The 14,784-nt window shown below is 60.0% G+C and carries 16 protein-coding genes; 12 read left to right on the top strand and 4 right to left on the bottom strand.

The window, feature by feature from the left end; all coding sequences use genetic code 11:
- The first annotated feature begins 13 nt into the window (after positions 1-13).
- The 3 genes from ACUY3D_RS04700 to ACUY3D_RS04690 all read left to right on the top strand — a co-directional run bounded on the left by ACUY3D_RS04700 (position 14) and on the right by ACUY3D_RS04690 (position 5,252).
- Positions 14-655: a TIGR03085 family metal-binding protein gene (locus tag ACUY3D_RS04700; RefSeq protein ID WP_448240454.1), complete on the top strand. Its 642-nt coding sequence runs from the start codon at positions 14-16 to the stop codon at positions 653-655.
- Positions 656-732: 77 nt separating this feature from the next.
- Entirely contained in the window at positions 733-3,954 is a 3,222-nt protein-coding gene (locus ACUY3D_RS04695) for a DNA translocase FtsK 4TM domain-containing protein (protein ID WP_448240413.1), read from the top strand.
- 179 nt (positions 3,955-4,133) lie between these two features.
- Complete coding sequence (locus tag ACUY3D_RS04690; protein WP_448240412.1) at positions 4,134-5,252, top strand: TerC family protein; 1,119 nt, start codon at positions 4,134-4,136, stop codon at positions 5,250-5,252.
- 44 nt (positions 5,253-5,296) lie between these two features.
- Here the strand turns inward: ACUY3D_RS04690 and ACUY3D_RS04685 are convergent, their stop codons facing one another.
- The gene (locus ACUY3D_RS04685) at positions 5,297-5,587 is read right to left on the bottom strand and encodes a YciI family protein (RefSeq protein ID WP_448240411.1); all 291 of its coding nucleotides are present in this window, start codon (positions 5,585-5,587) and stop codon (positions 5,297-5,299) included.
- A 47-nt stretch (positions 5,588-5,634) separates the two neighbouring features.
- Here ACUY3D_RS04685 and pgsA point away from each other — a divergent pair, with 47 nt between their 5' ends.
- The 4 genes from pgsA (at position 5,635) to ACUY3D_RS04665 (ending at position 8,043) form a co-directional block, all read left to right on the top strand.
- Positions 5,635-6,225, top strand: a complete 591-nt coding sequence (pgsA, locus tag ACUY3D_RS04680) for a CDP-diacylglycerol--glycerol-3-phosphate 3-phosphatidyltransferase (RefSeq protein WP_448240410.1) — start codon at positions 5,635-5,637, stop codon at positions 6,223-6,225.
- Positions 6,222-6,707 (top strand): nicotinamide-nucleotide amidohydrolase family protein, encoded by a 486-nt coding sequence (locus tag ACUY3D_RS04675; RefSeq protein ID WP_448240409.1) that lies wholly within the window; start codon positions 6,222-6,224, stop codon positions 6,705-6,707. Before pgsA ends, ACUY3D_RS04675 begins: the two co-directional genes overlap by 4 nt.
- 45 nt (positions 6,708-6,752) lie before the next feature.
- Complete coding sequence (locus tag ACUY3D_RS04670; RefSeq protein WP_448240408.1) at positions 6,753-7,100, top strand: helix-turn-helix domain-containing protein; 348 nt, start codon at positions 6,753-6,755, stop codon at positions 7,098-7,100.
- 106 nt (positions 7,101-7,206) lie between these two features.
- Complete coding sequence (locus tag ACUY3D_RS04665) at positions 7,207-8,043, top strand: PspA/IM30 family protein (RefSeq protein ID WP_070527143.1); 837 nt, start codon at positions 7,207-7,209, stop codon at positions 8,041-8,043.
- Positions 8,044-8,046: 3 nt separating this feature from the next.
- On the opposite strand, the gene ACUY3D_RS04660 is transcribed toward ACUY3D_RS04665, so the two are convergent.
- The 3 genes from ACUY3D_RS04660 to ACUY3D_RS04650 are packed head-to-tail and all read right to left on the bottom strand — an operon-like array spanning position 8,047 to position 9,940.
- Positions 8,047-8,661, bottom strand: a complete 615-nt coding sequence (locus tag ACUY3D_RS04660) for an energy-coupling factor transporter transmembrane component T family protein (RefSeq protein ID WP_448240407.1) — start codon at positions 8,659-8,661, stop codon at positions 8,047-8,049.
- Positions 8,662-8,666: 5 nt separating this feature from the next.
- Complete coding sequence (locus tag ACUY3D_RS04655) at positions 8,667-9,359, bottom strand: energy-coupling factor ABC transporter ATP-binding protein (RefSeq protein WP_269948082.1); 693 nt, start codon at positions 9,357-9,359, stop codon at positions 8,667-8,669.
- 5 nt (positions 9,360-9,364) lie between these two features.
- A complete protein-coding gene (locus tag ACUY3D_RS04650) occupies positions 9,365-9,940 on the bottom strand; it encodes a biotin transporter BioY (RefSeq protein ID WP_070524504.1) in 576 nt (191 codons plus the stop codon).
- 228 nt (positions 9,941-10,168) lie between these two features.
- Between ACUY3D_RS04650 and ACUY3D_RS04645 the strand changes: the two genes are divergently transcribed.
- From ACUY3D_RS04645 to ACUY3D_RS04625, 5 genes are all read left to right on the top strand, one after another.
- The gene (locus ACUY3D_RS04645) at positions 10,169-10,573 is read left to right on the top strand and encodes a hypothetical protein (protein WP_269948083.1); all 405 of its coding nucleotides are present in this window, start codon (positions 10,169-10,171) and stop codon (positions 10,571-10,573) included.
- Positions 10,574-10,811: 238 nt separating this feature from the next.
- On the top strand, positions 10,812-11,945 hold the full coding sequence (gene recA / locus ACUY3D_RS04640; RefSeq protein ID WP_070524502.1) for a recombinase RecA: 1,134 nt from the start codon (positions 10,812-10,814) through the stop codon (positions 11,943-11,945).
- 9 nt (positions 11,946-11,954) lie between these two features.
- Positions 11,955-12,554 carry a recombination regulator RecX gene (gene recX / locus ACUY3D_RS04635; RefSeq protein ID WP_144014986.1) on the top strand — a complete coding sequence of 200 codons (600 nt, stop codon included), beginning with the start codon at positions 11,955-11,957 and terminating at the stop codon, positions 12,552-12,554.
- 8 nt (positions 12,555-12,562) lie between these two features.
- Positions 12,563-14,113 carry a tRNA (N6-isopentenyl adenosine(37)-C2)-methylthiotransferase MiaB gene (miaB, locus tag ACUY3D_RS04630; RefSeq protein WP_269948084.1) on the top strand — a complete coding sequence of 517 codons (1,551 nt, stop codon included), beginning with the start codon at positions 12,563-12,565 and terminating at the stop codon, positions 14,111-14,113.
- Between the two features lie 21 nt (positions 14,114-14,134).
- Complete coding sequence (locus tag ACUY3D_RS04625) at positions 14,135-14,767, top strand: Rv2732c family membrane protein (RefSeq protein ID WP_269948085.1); 633 nt, start codon at positions 14,135-14,137, stop codon at positions 14,765-14,767.
- The last annotated feature ends 17 nt before the right edge of the window (positions 14,768-14,784 follow it).

Raw genomic sequence — 14,784 nt, 5'->3', positions numbered from 1 at the left:
GCCTCCGGTGGGTATGCTGGGGCGCATGTCGTTTTCTTCAGCAGAGCGCGCCAAAATGGTGGCGTTGTTCCATGAGCTTGGTCCTGATGCCCCGACGTTGTGTGAAGGTTGGACAACCCGAGACCTAGCAACGCATTTGTGGGTGCGTGAGAACCGCCCTGATGCTGTGCTCGGTTCCTTTATCCCAGCGCTATCCTCTCATGCTCGGAGTGTTTCGGATGGGGTCATCGAGGACATGACGTATGGGGAGCTGGTGGATGCGTGGGGGAGGGGAGCGTCTAGGTTTAGCCCTCTGCGCTATGCAGACTCCGTGATCAACGCGGCCGAGCACTTTGTCCATCATGAGGATCTCCGCCGAGCTAATGGCCACAGTGAACCAAGAGATCTTTCGCGAGCAGCCAACAAAGAGCTGCTGGCGCCGTTGAAACTGCTGGGCACACGGTTGCTGTCACGCTCACGCCTGCCCGTTGTCCTAGAGCCGCAGGGTTTCCCCCCGATCGTGGCTGCGGATAGGCACCGTGTGTCTGGACAAGGCGACGCCATAGTTCGGGTACGCGGTACCGTTTCCGAAGTGCTCTTGTGGGCCTTCGGCCGCGACGTCGCTGATGTCGAGATTGAAGGTGATGAATCCGCGATCGTAAGGTCAAGCCTGTAGGCTGAACTGTCAATTTTCTTCGCCGTACGTGTGTGGCGCATGTTGTTAATGGTGCTTTTGCTACTAGAGTGGCAAACATGTCTGTCAAGAACGCTCCGTCTCGCGCCTCCGGCCGAGGTCGCACGGCCAATCGCTCGCGACCGTCGGGCCGCACAAGCTACTCGCTGTCGTCTGCAACCCGCGCTGCCGAGACCTCCGAAGAGAGGACCGGCAGCGCCTTTCGTGCCGTTGGTCACGGGCTGGGCACTGTATTTGGCGCTACCGCCCGGGGCATGGGGAGCATGGCGCGGGGAGTCGGGCACGGCCTCGCCGGACTCAAGCCAGCTGAAGCGAGAGATCGGGACGAGGATCTTTATGATTCCGCTTATGATGCGCCCTATGGCGAAGAGGCTTTTGATGATTACGACGATGTGAGGGAGCCAGGGGAAATTTCTGGACGCGCGAAGAATAAGAAAACAAGCAACAGGGCTGAGGGCGGCACCTCGTCGAAAAGCAAGGTGACCCGTGCCCAGGACGTTGACGGCGAGATGCCGACGACCATCATGGAACGCCCCGCCCGAGTAGAGAAGAGCATTCGCGTCTCCAACCCGGATGCGGTCGCGCTCGTGCTGATTGGTGTGGCCATCATTCTGGCATGCGCTACGTGGTTCCAGGTGGCTGGCATTATCGGTGAGTATCTCACCAATGCTGTGCGCTATGTGATTGGCGCGGGTGCCTATGTTCTTCCTGTTGCGCTCGTCGCCGTAGCCATCGCGCTCATGATGGACCTTTCCGGCCCAGCCGGCCATTTCAAGCCGCGCGTGGTTGGCGGCACGGCCCTCATCGTGGTCTGCATGCTTAGCCTTATCCATATTTTTGCTGGGCTCCCGGACCTTACGTGGAACAACAACGCCGCCGGTGAGGCCGGAGGTGCCATCGGTTTTGCTATTGGTGAACTGCTCGTGGCAGCCTTCTCCAGCTACGTGGCGGTGCCCTTGCTCTTCCTGTTGATTGTCTATGGTGCGCTCAACATCACCGGCATCACCCTGCGCGAAGCGTATGACTTTGTCGCTGCTCAGTTCTCCGCGCTCGTCGGTGGACTACGTGATCGGAAGGACCGCTCGGAGAACGAGCTGCTTGACGACGCCTCCGCGGACGACTACGGCTATGTCAGCGATGACATCGACGCCATCGCCGAGGGGCGCGAGCGCCCCACGCGCCCGGCACATACCCCGCGCCCGCGCCAGCGCACGCAGCACACGCAGAGCTACCAGGCTCTGCCGGATGAAAACGCCACGGTCTCCTTTGACTCGGCGGCACAGCCCACGAAGCAGGAGCCGGTCCAGCACGGTCGCCCCTCCTTTGCTGCCGCAGCCGAACGCCGTGCCGATGACACCGATGAGATTCCCGTTGTTCCGGAGCCGGATCCGGAGCCGGAGCAGAAGACAGCACCGAAGCCTGTCGAAAAGCCAGTTGAGAAACCTGCGCACAAGCCTGCACAGAAGAAGCGTCCTCGCGTAGACGTTGGTGGTGCCGCTGGTGCGGCGCTGGGGGCGGCGGCCGCGGGGGCGGCCGGGGACGACGTTGTCTCCGCCGCGCACTCCGAGGCGGTCCGTATGTTCCAGGAGCGTTCCGGGCGCGATGCGCGCACGGGCGCCAAGGTCGACGAGGATGTTCAAGACGCGGCACAACAAGCACCTGCGGCCCCGAGCGGTGCGGAAGATACCGCATTGGGAGGCGGTTATGACGTGCCGACGACTGACCTGCTCACGGCCGGCAAGCCTGCGAAGGCTCGCACGGAGGCCAACGACCGCATCATCGAAGCCATCACTGAAGTCTTTGAGGAGTTTAAGGTCGATGCCCAGGTCACCGGGTTTAGCCGTGGCCCGACGGTGACGCGCTATGAGATTGAGCTGGGACCAGGCGTCAAGGTTTCGAAGATTACGAACCTGCAGTCCAACCTGGCTTATGCAGTGGCGACGGATAACCTGCGCCTGTTGACCCCGATTCCGGGCAAGTCTGCAGTCGGTATCGAGGTGCCCAATGCGGACCGTGAAATGGTGCGCCTGCGCGATGTTTTGGATTCCCCGGCATTGCGTGCTGATAACGATCCGATGCTCATTGGCTTGGGCAAGGACATCGAGGGCCAATTCACCTCTTTCTCGGTGAAGAAGATGCCGCACCTTCTTGTGGCCGGTGCAACCGGTTCAGGTAAGTCGGCGTTCGTGAACTCGATGCTGGTTTCGCTGCTGACCCGCGCGACCCCGGAGGACGTTCGCCTCATCCTGGTGGATCCGAAGATGGTCGAGCTCACGCCCTACGAGGGCATTCCGCACCTCATCACCCCGATCATTACGCAGCCGAAGAAGGCTGCAGCGGCCCTGCAGTGGCTTGTTGAGGAGATGGAGCAGCGCTACATGGACATGCAGGCTGCCCGCGTGCGCAAGATCGAGGACTTCAACCGCAAGGTCCGCAGCGGCGAGTACCAGGCCCCGGCAGGCTCCCAGCGAGAGATGCGTCCGTACCCCTACATCGTGTGTGTGGTTGACGAGCTTGCAGACCTCATGATGACGGCGCCGAAGGAGATCGAGGACTCCATCGTCCGCATCACCCAGAAGGCCCGTGCGGCGGGTATCCACCTCGTGCTCGCAACACAGCGTCCGTCCGTGGACGTGGTCACCGGCCTTATCAAGACCAACGTGCCTTCCCGCTTGGCGTTCGCGACGTCCTCTCTTACGGACTCCCGCGTCATCTTGGACCAGGGTGGTGCCGAGAAGCTCATCGGTATGGGCGATGGCCTGTTTATCCCGCAGGGCGGGCGCCCCGTGCGTATGCAGGGCGCGTTCGTCTCAGACGAGGAGGTGCAGGCGGTTGTCGACGCCGCGAAGGCACAAGGCGCACCGAACTACACCGAAGGCGTGACGGAGGATAAAGCCAAGGATGCCAAGAAGGAGATCGACGAGGAGATCGGCAAGGACATGGACGACCTTCTCGAGGCCGTCGACCTTGTGGTCACGTCCCAGTTGGGCTCCACGTCGATGCTCCAGCGTAAACTGCGCATCGGCTTCGCTAAGGCCGGCCGCCTCATGGACCTTATGGAATCACGCGGTGTGGTTGGTCCTTCGGAAGGCTCTAAGGCCCGTGAGGTGCTGGTCAAGCCGGAAGAGCTCGACACCATCATTTGGATGATCAAGGGTGCTGACCCGGCAGAGGCTCCGAAGGAGGTCCAGGATGCTGAAGGCGCTGACGGGGCTGAGGACGAGTCAGCAGATACCCGCACCGTCGAAATCTCTGCCAACCCCTCCACAGGTGCGTTTTAGATTCCGTGTAGGATAGGACGAGTCTTGGAGGGGAGTACCCCAATCCTCGGCGTCGATCGTCAACACGGCAACTGCGGTACAGTTCCCGGTCGCGCCGGCTAGCGATACTCTGCGTGAGCGTCACTAGCGGGGGAGACCTCCGGTCTTTGTAGTCGCGTCGACCGGAGGGATTACGCATTATGCATGTGCCACTTTGGGTCTGGGCCATCACCATGGCGGTGATCCTGGGCTTCTTTATTTTTGATTTTTACAGCCATGTTCGTTCGCCTCATGAGCCCACGCTCAAAGAATCCGGTGGGTGGACGCTGTTCTATATGTCCATCGCCGTTGTCTTCGGCGGTGTTGTGTGGGTGTTGTGGGACGGCGAACATGCTGCACAGTTCTACACCGGCTGGGTGACGGAACAAGCGCTGAGCGTGGACAATCTATTCGTCTTCTCGCTCATCATGGGATCCTTTAAGATTCCCCGCAGATACCAGCAGAAGGTGCTCCTCATCGGAATCGTTTTGGCACTGGTATTCCGCCTCATTTTCATTCTGTTGGGCGCGGCGATTATCGCTGCGTGGTCCGATGTCTTCTACCTTTTTGCGATCTTCCTTATCTACACCGCGGTGAAGCTGCTCATTGATGAGATCAACGACGCCCCGGAGACCGATCCCAATGACATGTTGGTGGTCAAATGGCTGCGCAAGGTCGTACACGTAACCCCGCGCTACCACGGGGATAAGCTGACCCACCGTGAAGATTCCGGGGAGAAGAAGGGGAAGTTCGCGCTTACCCCGCTGTTCGTGGCGCTGGCGGCAATTGGGCTTATCGACGTCATGTTTGCCTTCGACTCCATCCCCGCCATCTACGGCATTACCTCGGAGCCCTTCCTAGTCTTCACCACCAACGCATTCGCGCTCATGGGCCTGCGCCAGATGTTCTTCCTCATCGATGGTCTGTTGGACCGTCTGGTTTACCTGCCTTATGGCCTGGGTATCATCCTGCTGTTCATCGGCGTCAAGCTGTTGTTCCACGCGTTGCATGAGAACAACTTGCCGTTCATTAACGGCGGCGAGGACGTGTCCGCCGTACCGGAGATTTCCACGCTGATGTCGCTGTTGGTCATCGTCGGCGTGCTCGCTATCACTGTGTTGCTGTCGGTGTGGAAAGACAAGCGCGACCAAGCTCAGGGTGGCGTGGTGATTTCCCACAACCACTACGACTGGGACGATTTTGGCAACAAGATCGTTCGTAACAAGCAGGGAGAGCTCGTGGGCAAGGCAGAGGACCTGCCGAAATCCGAGCTGCCCTAACTCCGAGTGCTGCCCGAGTCCCGGGCAGCGTGGGGGGGAAGAGTTTAGAAGGAATTAATGACGGGATTCCATTCGCGGAAGGCACGGCCCGTAACGGCGCCTTCAACGTAGAAGGGGTCCTGGTCCATGAGGGCGATTACCTCGGCCACCTCAATTGACTCGTCCTCAAACTGCAGGACGATGAGCGCCCCGCCCTTGGAATCGGTGAAGGGGCCCGATCCACAGATCTGGCCTTTCTCATGGAGAGCGCCGATAAACTCGCGGTGCTTCGGGCGAACTTTTGCGATGACTGGGTTGGATGGATTGTATTCATAGGAGACAGCGAAGTACTTCATAGTGACCATGGTAGTGCTCGCGCGAGGGGTAGGGAGGCCACGGTAGGATGAAGGGCGTGAATGATTCTCAGGCTGCGCACAACCACTCTCAAACCGCGGATGTAAATCCCGAGGTCTCCAATTGGAATCTTCCCAATATATTGACCAGCTTGCGCATCCTCTTTATCCCCTTGTTCGCCTGGTTGGTTCTAGCTGGACATGAGTGGTGGGCCTTTGGGTGCTTTGCGCTCCTCATGCTCACGGACAAGCTGGATGGCGATATCGCACGCTCGCGTGGGCTCATAACAAATTTTGGCAAGATTGCGGATCCCATCGCGGATAAGGCCCTGATGACCGCGGCCTTCGTGTGCCTCAACATCACTGGTGCTCTGCAAGTGTGGATCACCGTTGTCATTCTCTTCCGTGAGTTCGGGATCACTATGTGGCGCTTCTTCTTGCTGCGCCAAGGCAAAGTGGTGCCGGCTTCCCAGGGTGGAAAGCTTAAGACAGCGCTGCAGACCTTGGCGGTGGCGTTGTATCTCTGTCCGCTGCCGGGGTGGATGGACCTTCCGAGCTTCCTCGTCATGTTGGCTGCGGCCTTCGTTACTGTCCTGACCGGCATCCAGTACCTTATCGATGGCCGTAGGGAGAACCAGTGAGCATTGAGGTGCAACTAGTATCCACGCTCCGCGAACGCGGCGAAACCGTGGCGTTCTGTGAGTCCCTTACTGCCGGTTTGGCCGCTGCAACGGTGGCGAGTGTGCCGGGAGCCTCGGCGGTGTTGCGGGGCGGTCTGGTGACGTATGCGACAGAGGTCAAGGCACATTTCCTCAACACAACCGTGGAAGAACTAGACGAACAAGGCGTGGTGTCCGCAGCTACTGCCGCGCAGATGGCTGAGGCTGCGGTCGTCGAAACGCGTGCGGATTGGGGGATAGGGATGACTGGTGTGGCCGGGCCGGACCTTCAGGAAGGTAAACCTGCGGGAACCGTGTATGTGGGGCTGTGCGGGAGGGGCGACGGGGGCGTCGCCAAGCGCGGCGTCCTCTATGAGCTTCCCGCTGAGGGGCGCAACGCGATTCGTGCCGCTGCAGTTGAGGCGGCGTTGAGTCTTCTCCTATCAACTCTTGAAGAAAAATAGTTGATTGTGGGAACAACGAGAGGTGCTGGGCCGTTGTACGGAGTGATGAACACTTCAGTTGCATTACTTGATAAGCCCACCCAGACCAGCACGCGGTCGGCGCGGACCCCTGAGCCGCTGCTGCGTGAGGCGCTTGGACTGACGCTTCGCGCCTTCCGTGCGGATAAGGGTGTGACCCTTCGTGAGCTCGCCGGTGTAGCGCGCGTGTCCCCGGGATACCTTTCAGAGTTGGAGCGCGGCCGCAAGGAGGTTTCTTCCGAGCTTCTGGCATCCGTGTGCCACGCGCTTGATGTCAGTGTCTCCGATGTCCTTATTGAGGCAGCCGGCTACATGGCTTTGCCGTCGATGGACGAAGAGCTAGCGTCCACCGCACCCGCTGCATCGGAACTGTAGAACCGCGGCGTAGCACTGCTTGCTTCGCTAATATTAGGCAGGCAGAGAATTCTTTTCGAACACTTTTTATTTACCCAACGAACTGCTGAGAAAGGCACCTTCTGTTATGGCGAATCCATTCGTAAAGGCCTGGAAGTACTTGATGGCTCTCTTCGATTCGAAGATCGAGGAGAATGCTGATCCGAAGGTACAGATTGAGCAGGCAATCGAGGAAGCTCAGCGCCAGCACCAGGAACTCTCGCAGCAGGCTGCGGCGGTCATCGGTAACCAGCGTCAGCTGGAGATGCAGCTCAACCGCCGTCTCAGCGAGATTGAAAAGCTGCAGCAGAACACCCGCAACGCTCTGAGCTTGGCGGACAAGGCTCGTGCCGAGGGCGATGCACAGAAGGCAACCGAGTACGAGAACGCCGCAGAAGCCTTCGCCGCTCAGCTGGTCACTGCTGAGGAGTCTGTTGAGGACACCAAGAAGCTGCACGATCAGGCACTGCAGCAGGCGGAGCAGGCTAAGAAGGCCGTTGAGCGCAATGGCATGGCCCTGCGTGAGAAGGTCAACGAGCGCTCGAAGCTGCTGTCCCAGCTTGAGCAGGCCAAGATGCAGGAGAAGGTTTCCGAGTCCCTCAACTCGATGAATGAGCTGTCTGCCAACGGCAATACCCCGTCCCTGGACGCGGTGCGTGACAAGATCGAGCGTCGCTACTCCAAGGCCTTGGGTCAGGCAGAGCTCGCGGAGAACTCCGTGTCTAATCGTATGCAGGAGATTGAGCAGGCCGGCGTGCAACTGGCTGGCCACTCCCGTCTCGAGCAGATTCGCGCGGAGATGAACAACCCGAAGGCCGTGGAGGGCAACTCCCAGCAAGCAATCGGCTCGGCAGGAACCCAGGCTCAGCCGAACGTGCAGAACGATGCCGTTCAGGCTCGACTGCGCGAGCTGCGCGGAGAATAGGGCTTAGTCTCCAACGCCGCGCGCTTGAAGGGCCTCACCCATGGCGCGTGCGCGGCGGATAGAGCGAATGATAACCGGGGTGCCAAAAGCGGTCAGTGATGCCGTGGCACCCCGGGCTTTTCGTGCGTCTAGCACCTCGACGACGGTTCCCAGCATGAGGGGAAGCAGACGAATAGTCAGGGACATCGCCAGCGTGATGTTCTCAACGGGGACCCCGAGGCGCCCCAGCGGGGCAAGGGCGCGGTCCAGGGAGTCCATCATTTCCGAGACTTTCGTCGTGAGCGTCAGCAGAACCGCCGCGCTAATCGCCGCGTAAATCGTGAGAAACATGATGGCAGCCGCCGTGAAGCCCTTCTGCCACCACTGAAATGCGGCGAGCGCGACGAGGAGATAGAGCGGCGGAACGAGCTGGCCGAGCGCGACGCGAAAAGGAACCCGGGCAATAGGGAAGAGGGCAAGGGGGAGAGCGAGGCTTAGCGCGGCCCAGCCAATCGTGTGCACGGCCAGCGAAGTCACGAGGATGAAGCCGATGAGTACGAGGAATTTCACCGCGGCGGGGATGCGGTGGATGATGGTATTGGCATCGACGTAGAAGCCGAGTGGGATGTTCTTGGGCATGAGCACTAGAGGGGGCGGGATTCCATGAGCTTCGTATAGAAGGGAATGACCTCGTCGGGTGTTCCATCGGCGGCTACGCGGTGGTCGTCAATGCACAGAACGCGGTCAAAGTCGGAGAGGAAGTCCAGGTCGTGGGTAACCACGATCAGCTGCTGCTCCAGGCGGTCAAACTCGCGGCGAATGCGGTCACGGTTGCGAAGATCGAGCAGGGTTGTCGGCTCGTCGGCGATGATAACGGTCGGTTCCATGACCAGCACCGCAGCCAGCGCGAGGAGCTGTTTCTGCCCGCCGGAGAGCGAGTGTGGGGATTGCTCGGCCAGGGCGTCGAGGCCGAAGCGTCTGAGGGCGGCGTCGACACGCGCGGTGCGTTCCTCCCGAGGCAGCTTGAGGCGCCGCAGGGAGAAATCCACGTCATCGCGTACCTGCGGCATGACGATCTGGTTCTCGGCGTCTGAGAACACGAATCCCACGCGGCGCCGGATTTCTTTGCCGTGCTTGCCGACGTCCATGTTGTCCACCAAGACCTCACCGCGTGAGGGCTCACCGAGACCATTGATGAGCCGGACGAGGGTTGACTTGCCGCCGCCGTTGGCGCCGATGATGCCGACGCGTTGTTCGCTCAAGTTGAGGGAAACGTCGTTAAGCACCGGCGTCTCGTCGAAGGTGACGGACACGTTACGGAATTCAATGAGCGGCACGGGAGCTACTTCGCCTTAGCGGTGCGTCGGCCCATCAGGTCTGGGAACGCTGCGTGGACGCCGACCGCAATCACAACCATCACGGCGACCTTGATGAGATCAGGGATGAGGAATGGCCCTTGGGCGATGGTGGCTGCACCGAAGGACATGTCAGAGCGGTACATCAGGCCGAGAATTCCGCAGAAGTACTGGACGGCGAGGCCAACGACGCCGGCGATAGCGAGGATGAGTGTCATTCCGCCCTTGTTGCGCGGGGCGCGGTAGGCGATGAGTCCGGCGATGGCCGGGGCGACCACATAGCCAACGAGGTAGCCAACCGTGGGGCCGGCGAGAGCGCTCAACGCGCTACGTCCGCCGGCGAGGATGGGAAGGCCGACGAGGCCGAGGGCAATGAAGAGCAGGCCCACGAAGAGGCCGCGGCGGCCGCCGAGGACCAGACCCGCGAGGATGATAACCGCGTTTTGAAGAACGATGGGTACGCCCGCGGTGGGAGTAGGAATAGAGACAAAAGCAAAGACTATGATGAGCGCGGTAAAGACCGCGACGTACGCGATGTCAGTCGCGACGGAATTCTTTTTCATGGGCCAAAGTTTATCCAGTGGGATAACTGTGCAGCAAATAGCACCTTTTGAACAGTGTTCAAGTACGCAATTTAGGACGCGCATCCACCCCGAACGGGGTATCTTTGGTGCATGGAAATTGGGCAGAAACAAGCGTGGCTTAAGGGTTTAGGGTGCCTTAGGGCGCGCTATGGGGCAGTAGCACTTCTTTCCGGTGTGGCTATAGGCGGCTTAGCTGGATGTTCGTTGGTGAATTCCGCGAATGTCATCGAAAATATCGATGAGGCCGCTGGGGTCGAGGAAGGGGAGCCGGGAAGCGTAGACATGCCGATCGGTGACATCTTCGATTCGGAGTATGAACGGGTGATCATTATTTGCCCCGGCGCTACCGAAAGGGATGTCCTCGCCGCCAGCGATGGAACCTGGCAGGGAGGTACAGATGAGGACGATGAGTGGGTGCCACCGGCGGCGGGTAGCGTTGAGCTCTACCGCGATGTGCAAGGGCCGGGGTATTCCAAGTATATGAGTAGCAGGGCTGACCTCGATGACCTGGATGTTTGCAGCTCGTTAGGGGAGGAGGTGGCCGTTCTTCAGACTGCTGAGAAGGTGACCTTCTCGCGGCACGAGCAGGACGGTCCTTGGGTACTTCAGTAGTGGAGGCTGTCGCTGGGACACGCGCTTGGGCGAAATGGAAAATCGAACACTTGTGTGTGTATTGTGGGACGTGGTCCGGCAGGCACGTTAGGGTGACTTCGTGGCTTGAGGAGAGGGCGCTAAGGCTGTTTGGGTCGCGCTAGGGAACCTCAGCTGCCACGTGGCAGTCTAACTAGGTGCCACCTTTAATGAACGCGTAAGAACGCACTACAACTGACGCACGATAGTGAGGAAATGAATGGCTACGAAGAAGAAGTCCTCGGCAGCAAGCAAGGGCGATGATCGTCAAAAAGCCCTTGACGCTGCCATGGCGATGATTGAGAAGGATTTTGGTAAGGGCGCCGTTATGCGCCTGGGTGATGATGATCGCCCGCCAATCCAGGCTATTTCCTCCGGTAATACGGCCATCGATATTGCATTGGGCGTCGGCGGCTTCCCGCGTGGCCGTATCGTGGAGATTTATGGTCCGGAATCCTCGGGTAAAACTACCGTTGCTCTGCACGCGATTGCATCGGCGCAGAAGACTGGCGGTATTGCGGCCTTCATCGATGCTGAGCATGCTCTCGATCCGGAGTACGCACGTCTGCTTGGCGTTGATACCGATAACCTGTTGGTCTCCCAGCCAGATACTGGTGAGCAGGCTTTGGAAATCGCCGATATGCTCGTGCGCTCTGGCGCCATTGACATCATCGTGATTGACTCGGTTGCTGCGCTGACCCCCAAGGCGGAGATCGAAGGTGAGATGGGTGATAGCCACGTTGGCCTCCAGGCTCGTCTCATGTCCCAGGCGCTGCGTAAGATGACGGGTGCTCTGTACAACTCGGGGACCACCGCCATCTTCATCAACCAGCTCCGTGAGAAGATCGGCGTCATGTTTGGATCGCCGGAGACCACGACTGGCGGTAAGGCGTTGAAGTTCTATGCCTCGGTGCGCTGCGATATCCGCCGCATTCAGACCCTCAAGGACGGTCAGGATGCCATCGGTAACCGCACCAAGCTCAAGGTTGTAAAGAACAAGGTCTCCCCGCCGTTCAAGATCGCTGAGTTCGACATCATGTATGGCGAAGGTATTTCGCGCGAGTCTTCCATTATTGACTTGGGCGTCGAACACGGCTTCATCAAGAAGTCTGGTTCCTGGTTTACCTATGAGGGTGACCAGCTGGGCCAAGGCAAGGAGAAGGCTCGTAACTTCCTCAAGGATAATCCGGATCTGGCGGATGAGATTGAGAAGAAGATCTTCGTCAAGCTCGGTGTGGGTGCTGCCGCTGCCGAGAGTGGCGACAACGTGGCCATGGATGTGCCAGGAGCAGATGATCCGCTGACGGATGAGTCTGTGGATCTGGTTCCGAACGTCGATTTCGACGACGACTAAACGGGATCAATGGCACAACCCTCACCGGAGAAGATTGAGAAGCTGCGCCAGGCCCTCGAATCCTATGAATCAGGTGACGCGGGCGGACAGCTAGTTGACGCAGAAGCCGAAGCTGCGAAGGCTCCCGTGCGTTCTCGTGCGCTCGGTCTGCTGGACCAGAGAGCGCGTTCCCGCAAGGAACTGCGTGACCGCCTTGTTGCTGCGGACTTCGAGCCCGACGTGGTCGAGGAGGTTGTTGATGACCTCGCAGATGTCGGCCTTGTTGATGACGCGAGCTTTGCCAAGGAATGGGTTCGCCAACGCCATGCGCGGCGCGGCAAGTCGTCCCGAGCCCTCAACGTGGAGCTCAAGGAGAAGGGCGTTGATGCCGCTGATCGGGCCGCAGCCTTAGAGCAGATTACAGAAGAATCTGAAGAGGCTGTCGCCCGCCAGGTTGCGGAGAAGAAGGCGCGGACGCTTAAAAAGGTTCCGGCCGACCGGCATGAAAGGGACAAATTCCTGCGCCGCATCGTGGGAACGCTCGCGCGGCGCGGCTACAACCAGGAACTTGTCATGCGCATATCCATCGAGGCTCTTGATGCGCGCATCGCCGAATTAAAGGCATTATGAGTAGCCGGATGGGCCAGTTAGAATGTCCCCCCGTGAGCTCCCCCGAAATCAATAGCCAGCCCCGCACCTATGAGGTGCGGACTTTCGGCTGCCAAATGAACGTTCATGACTCCGAGCGCATCTCCGGTTTGCTTGAGGAAGCCGGCTACTCGGCGGCACCGGATGGCGCCGAGCCTGACCTCGTAGTCTTTAACACCTGTGCTGTGCGTGAGAACGCCGACAAGCGTTTGTATGGAACCCTAGGTGCGCTGAAGAAAACGAAGGAAAACCACCCCGGCATGCAGATCGCTGTGGGCGGCTGCTTGGCGCAAAAGGATAAGGACACAGTCCTTGACCACGCGCCGTGGGTCGATGCGGTATTCGGCACCCACAACATGGCGGCTTTGCCGACACTTCTCGAACGCGCCCGCCACAATGATGAGGCCCAGGTTGAAATCGTCGACGCGCTTGAGGCTTTTCCCTCCGTGCTGCCGGCCAAGCGCGAGTCCGCCTATGCCGGGTGGGTATCGGTCTCCGTGGGCTGCAATAACACCTGTACTTTCTGCATCGTTCCTTCCCTGCGCGGCAAGGAAGAGGACCGCCGCCCTGGCGACATCCTCGCAGAGGTTCAGGCCTTGGTGGAGCAGGGAGTGTCCGAGGTGACGTTGCTGGGCCAAAACGTCAATGCCTATGGCGTCAATTTCGCTGACCCGGACCTGCCGCGAGACCGCTTCGCCTTTTCCAAGCTGCTGCGGGAAGTGGGCAAGATTGAGGGGCTTGAACGCCTGCGCTTTACTTCCCCGCACCCGGCAGAGTTCACCTCCGATGTCATCGATGCCATGGCGGAGACTCCGGCTGTGTGCCCACAGTTGCACATGCCGCTGCAGTCTGGCTCCGACAAGGTCCTCAAAGACATGCGCCGTTCCTACCGCACGAAGAAGTTCCTGGGCATCCTCGACGAAGTGCGCGAGAAAATGCCGCACGCCGCCATTACCACCGATATCATCGTGGGCTTCCCCGGTGAGACGGAGGAGGACTTTGAGGCCACCCTGGATGTGGTGCGTCGCGCCCGCTTTGCCTCCGCCTTCACCTTCCAGTATTCGCCGCGTCCGGGAACCCCGGCTGCGGTCATGGAGAACCAGATCCCGAAGGAGGTCGTGCAGGAGCGCTTCGAGCGCCTCGTAGCGCTGCAGGACTCCATCCAGGCCGAGGAGAACGCGAAGCTCATCGGCACCGATGTGGAGCTCCTGGTCCAGGCGGAAGGCGGCCGCAAGTCCGCCGAGACCCACCGTCTTACCGGCCGTGCTCGCGATGGCCGCCTCGTTCACTTTGCTCCCGTCGATGGTGAGGGCAAGGACATCTCCGCGGAGATTCGCCCTGGCGATGTCGTGCACACCACCGTGACGGATGCGGGCTCTTTCTTCCTCGTGGCCGATTCCGGTGTCAGTGAGCACCGCCGCACCAAGGCCGGCGACATGTCGGCTGCGGGGCAGACCCCCACCACGGCACCGATTGGGGTGGGGTTGGGCCTGCCGGGCGTCGGCAAGCCCAGCGCTCCCGCTGATTCCTGTGGCTGCTAGAAGGGAGTAGGCTCCGATTCTATGAGTGATGACTTGAAGCAGGTGCGCGATGCTGTCGCCGCAGAAAAGCGCGCGGCGAAGACCATCGAACTGGGAAAGCACAAATATGCGCTCATCGTGTCTGTCGTGGCGTGGGTAGCGTATCTGGTGTTGCCTTATGCCGGTGATGCCCGTGGATGGGAAGCACTCTTCGTAGGCGGAACCGCCGAGGGAGTGCGAATTTCACTTATGGAGACCGTTAGCGCCTGGTTAGCGTTGGGTGGCGCGGGAATTCTGACTACCGCTACGATCCTTACGCGGCGGACGTCTGTGGCTCTCGCCGCATGGATGATGGTGACCATCTCCTTTTTCGTTAACTTGTGGGGATTCTGGTACCGCGGCGGTGCCGCTGAGGGGGCATCTATTGGTATGTACGTGGGCGCTGTGTCTACGTTGGTGGCCTTCCTGGTGTACTGCCAAGTGGCGTTGCGCCGCAGCCCTGAGCAGCTAGCCGCCGCTGAGCGTGTCCGTGAAGTCTCGGGGCAGCTTGACCACGTGGGTGTCTTGCAAAATGAAGCCGCGACCGCGCTTCCAGCGGAACAGAACCCGCTGCTTATCGACGACCGCCGCTCGCGTGCCGCCTCACGCCACCGGAGTCAGGCGGGCGAGGAATAAGCGCTCCTAGATTCATG

This window comes from Corynebacterium guaraldiae, from assembly GCF_053480195.1.
Note: the sequence above shows the minus strand (reverse complement) of the source record. Positions and strands in the feature narration are given on the sequence as shown.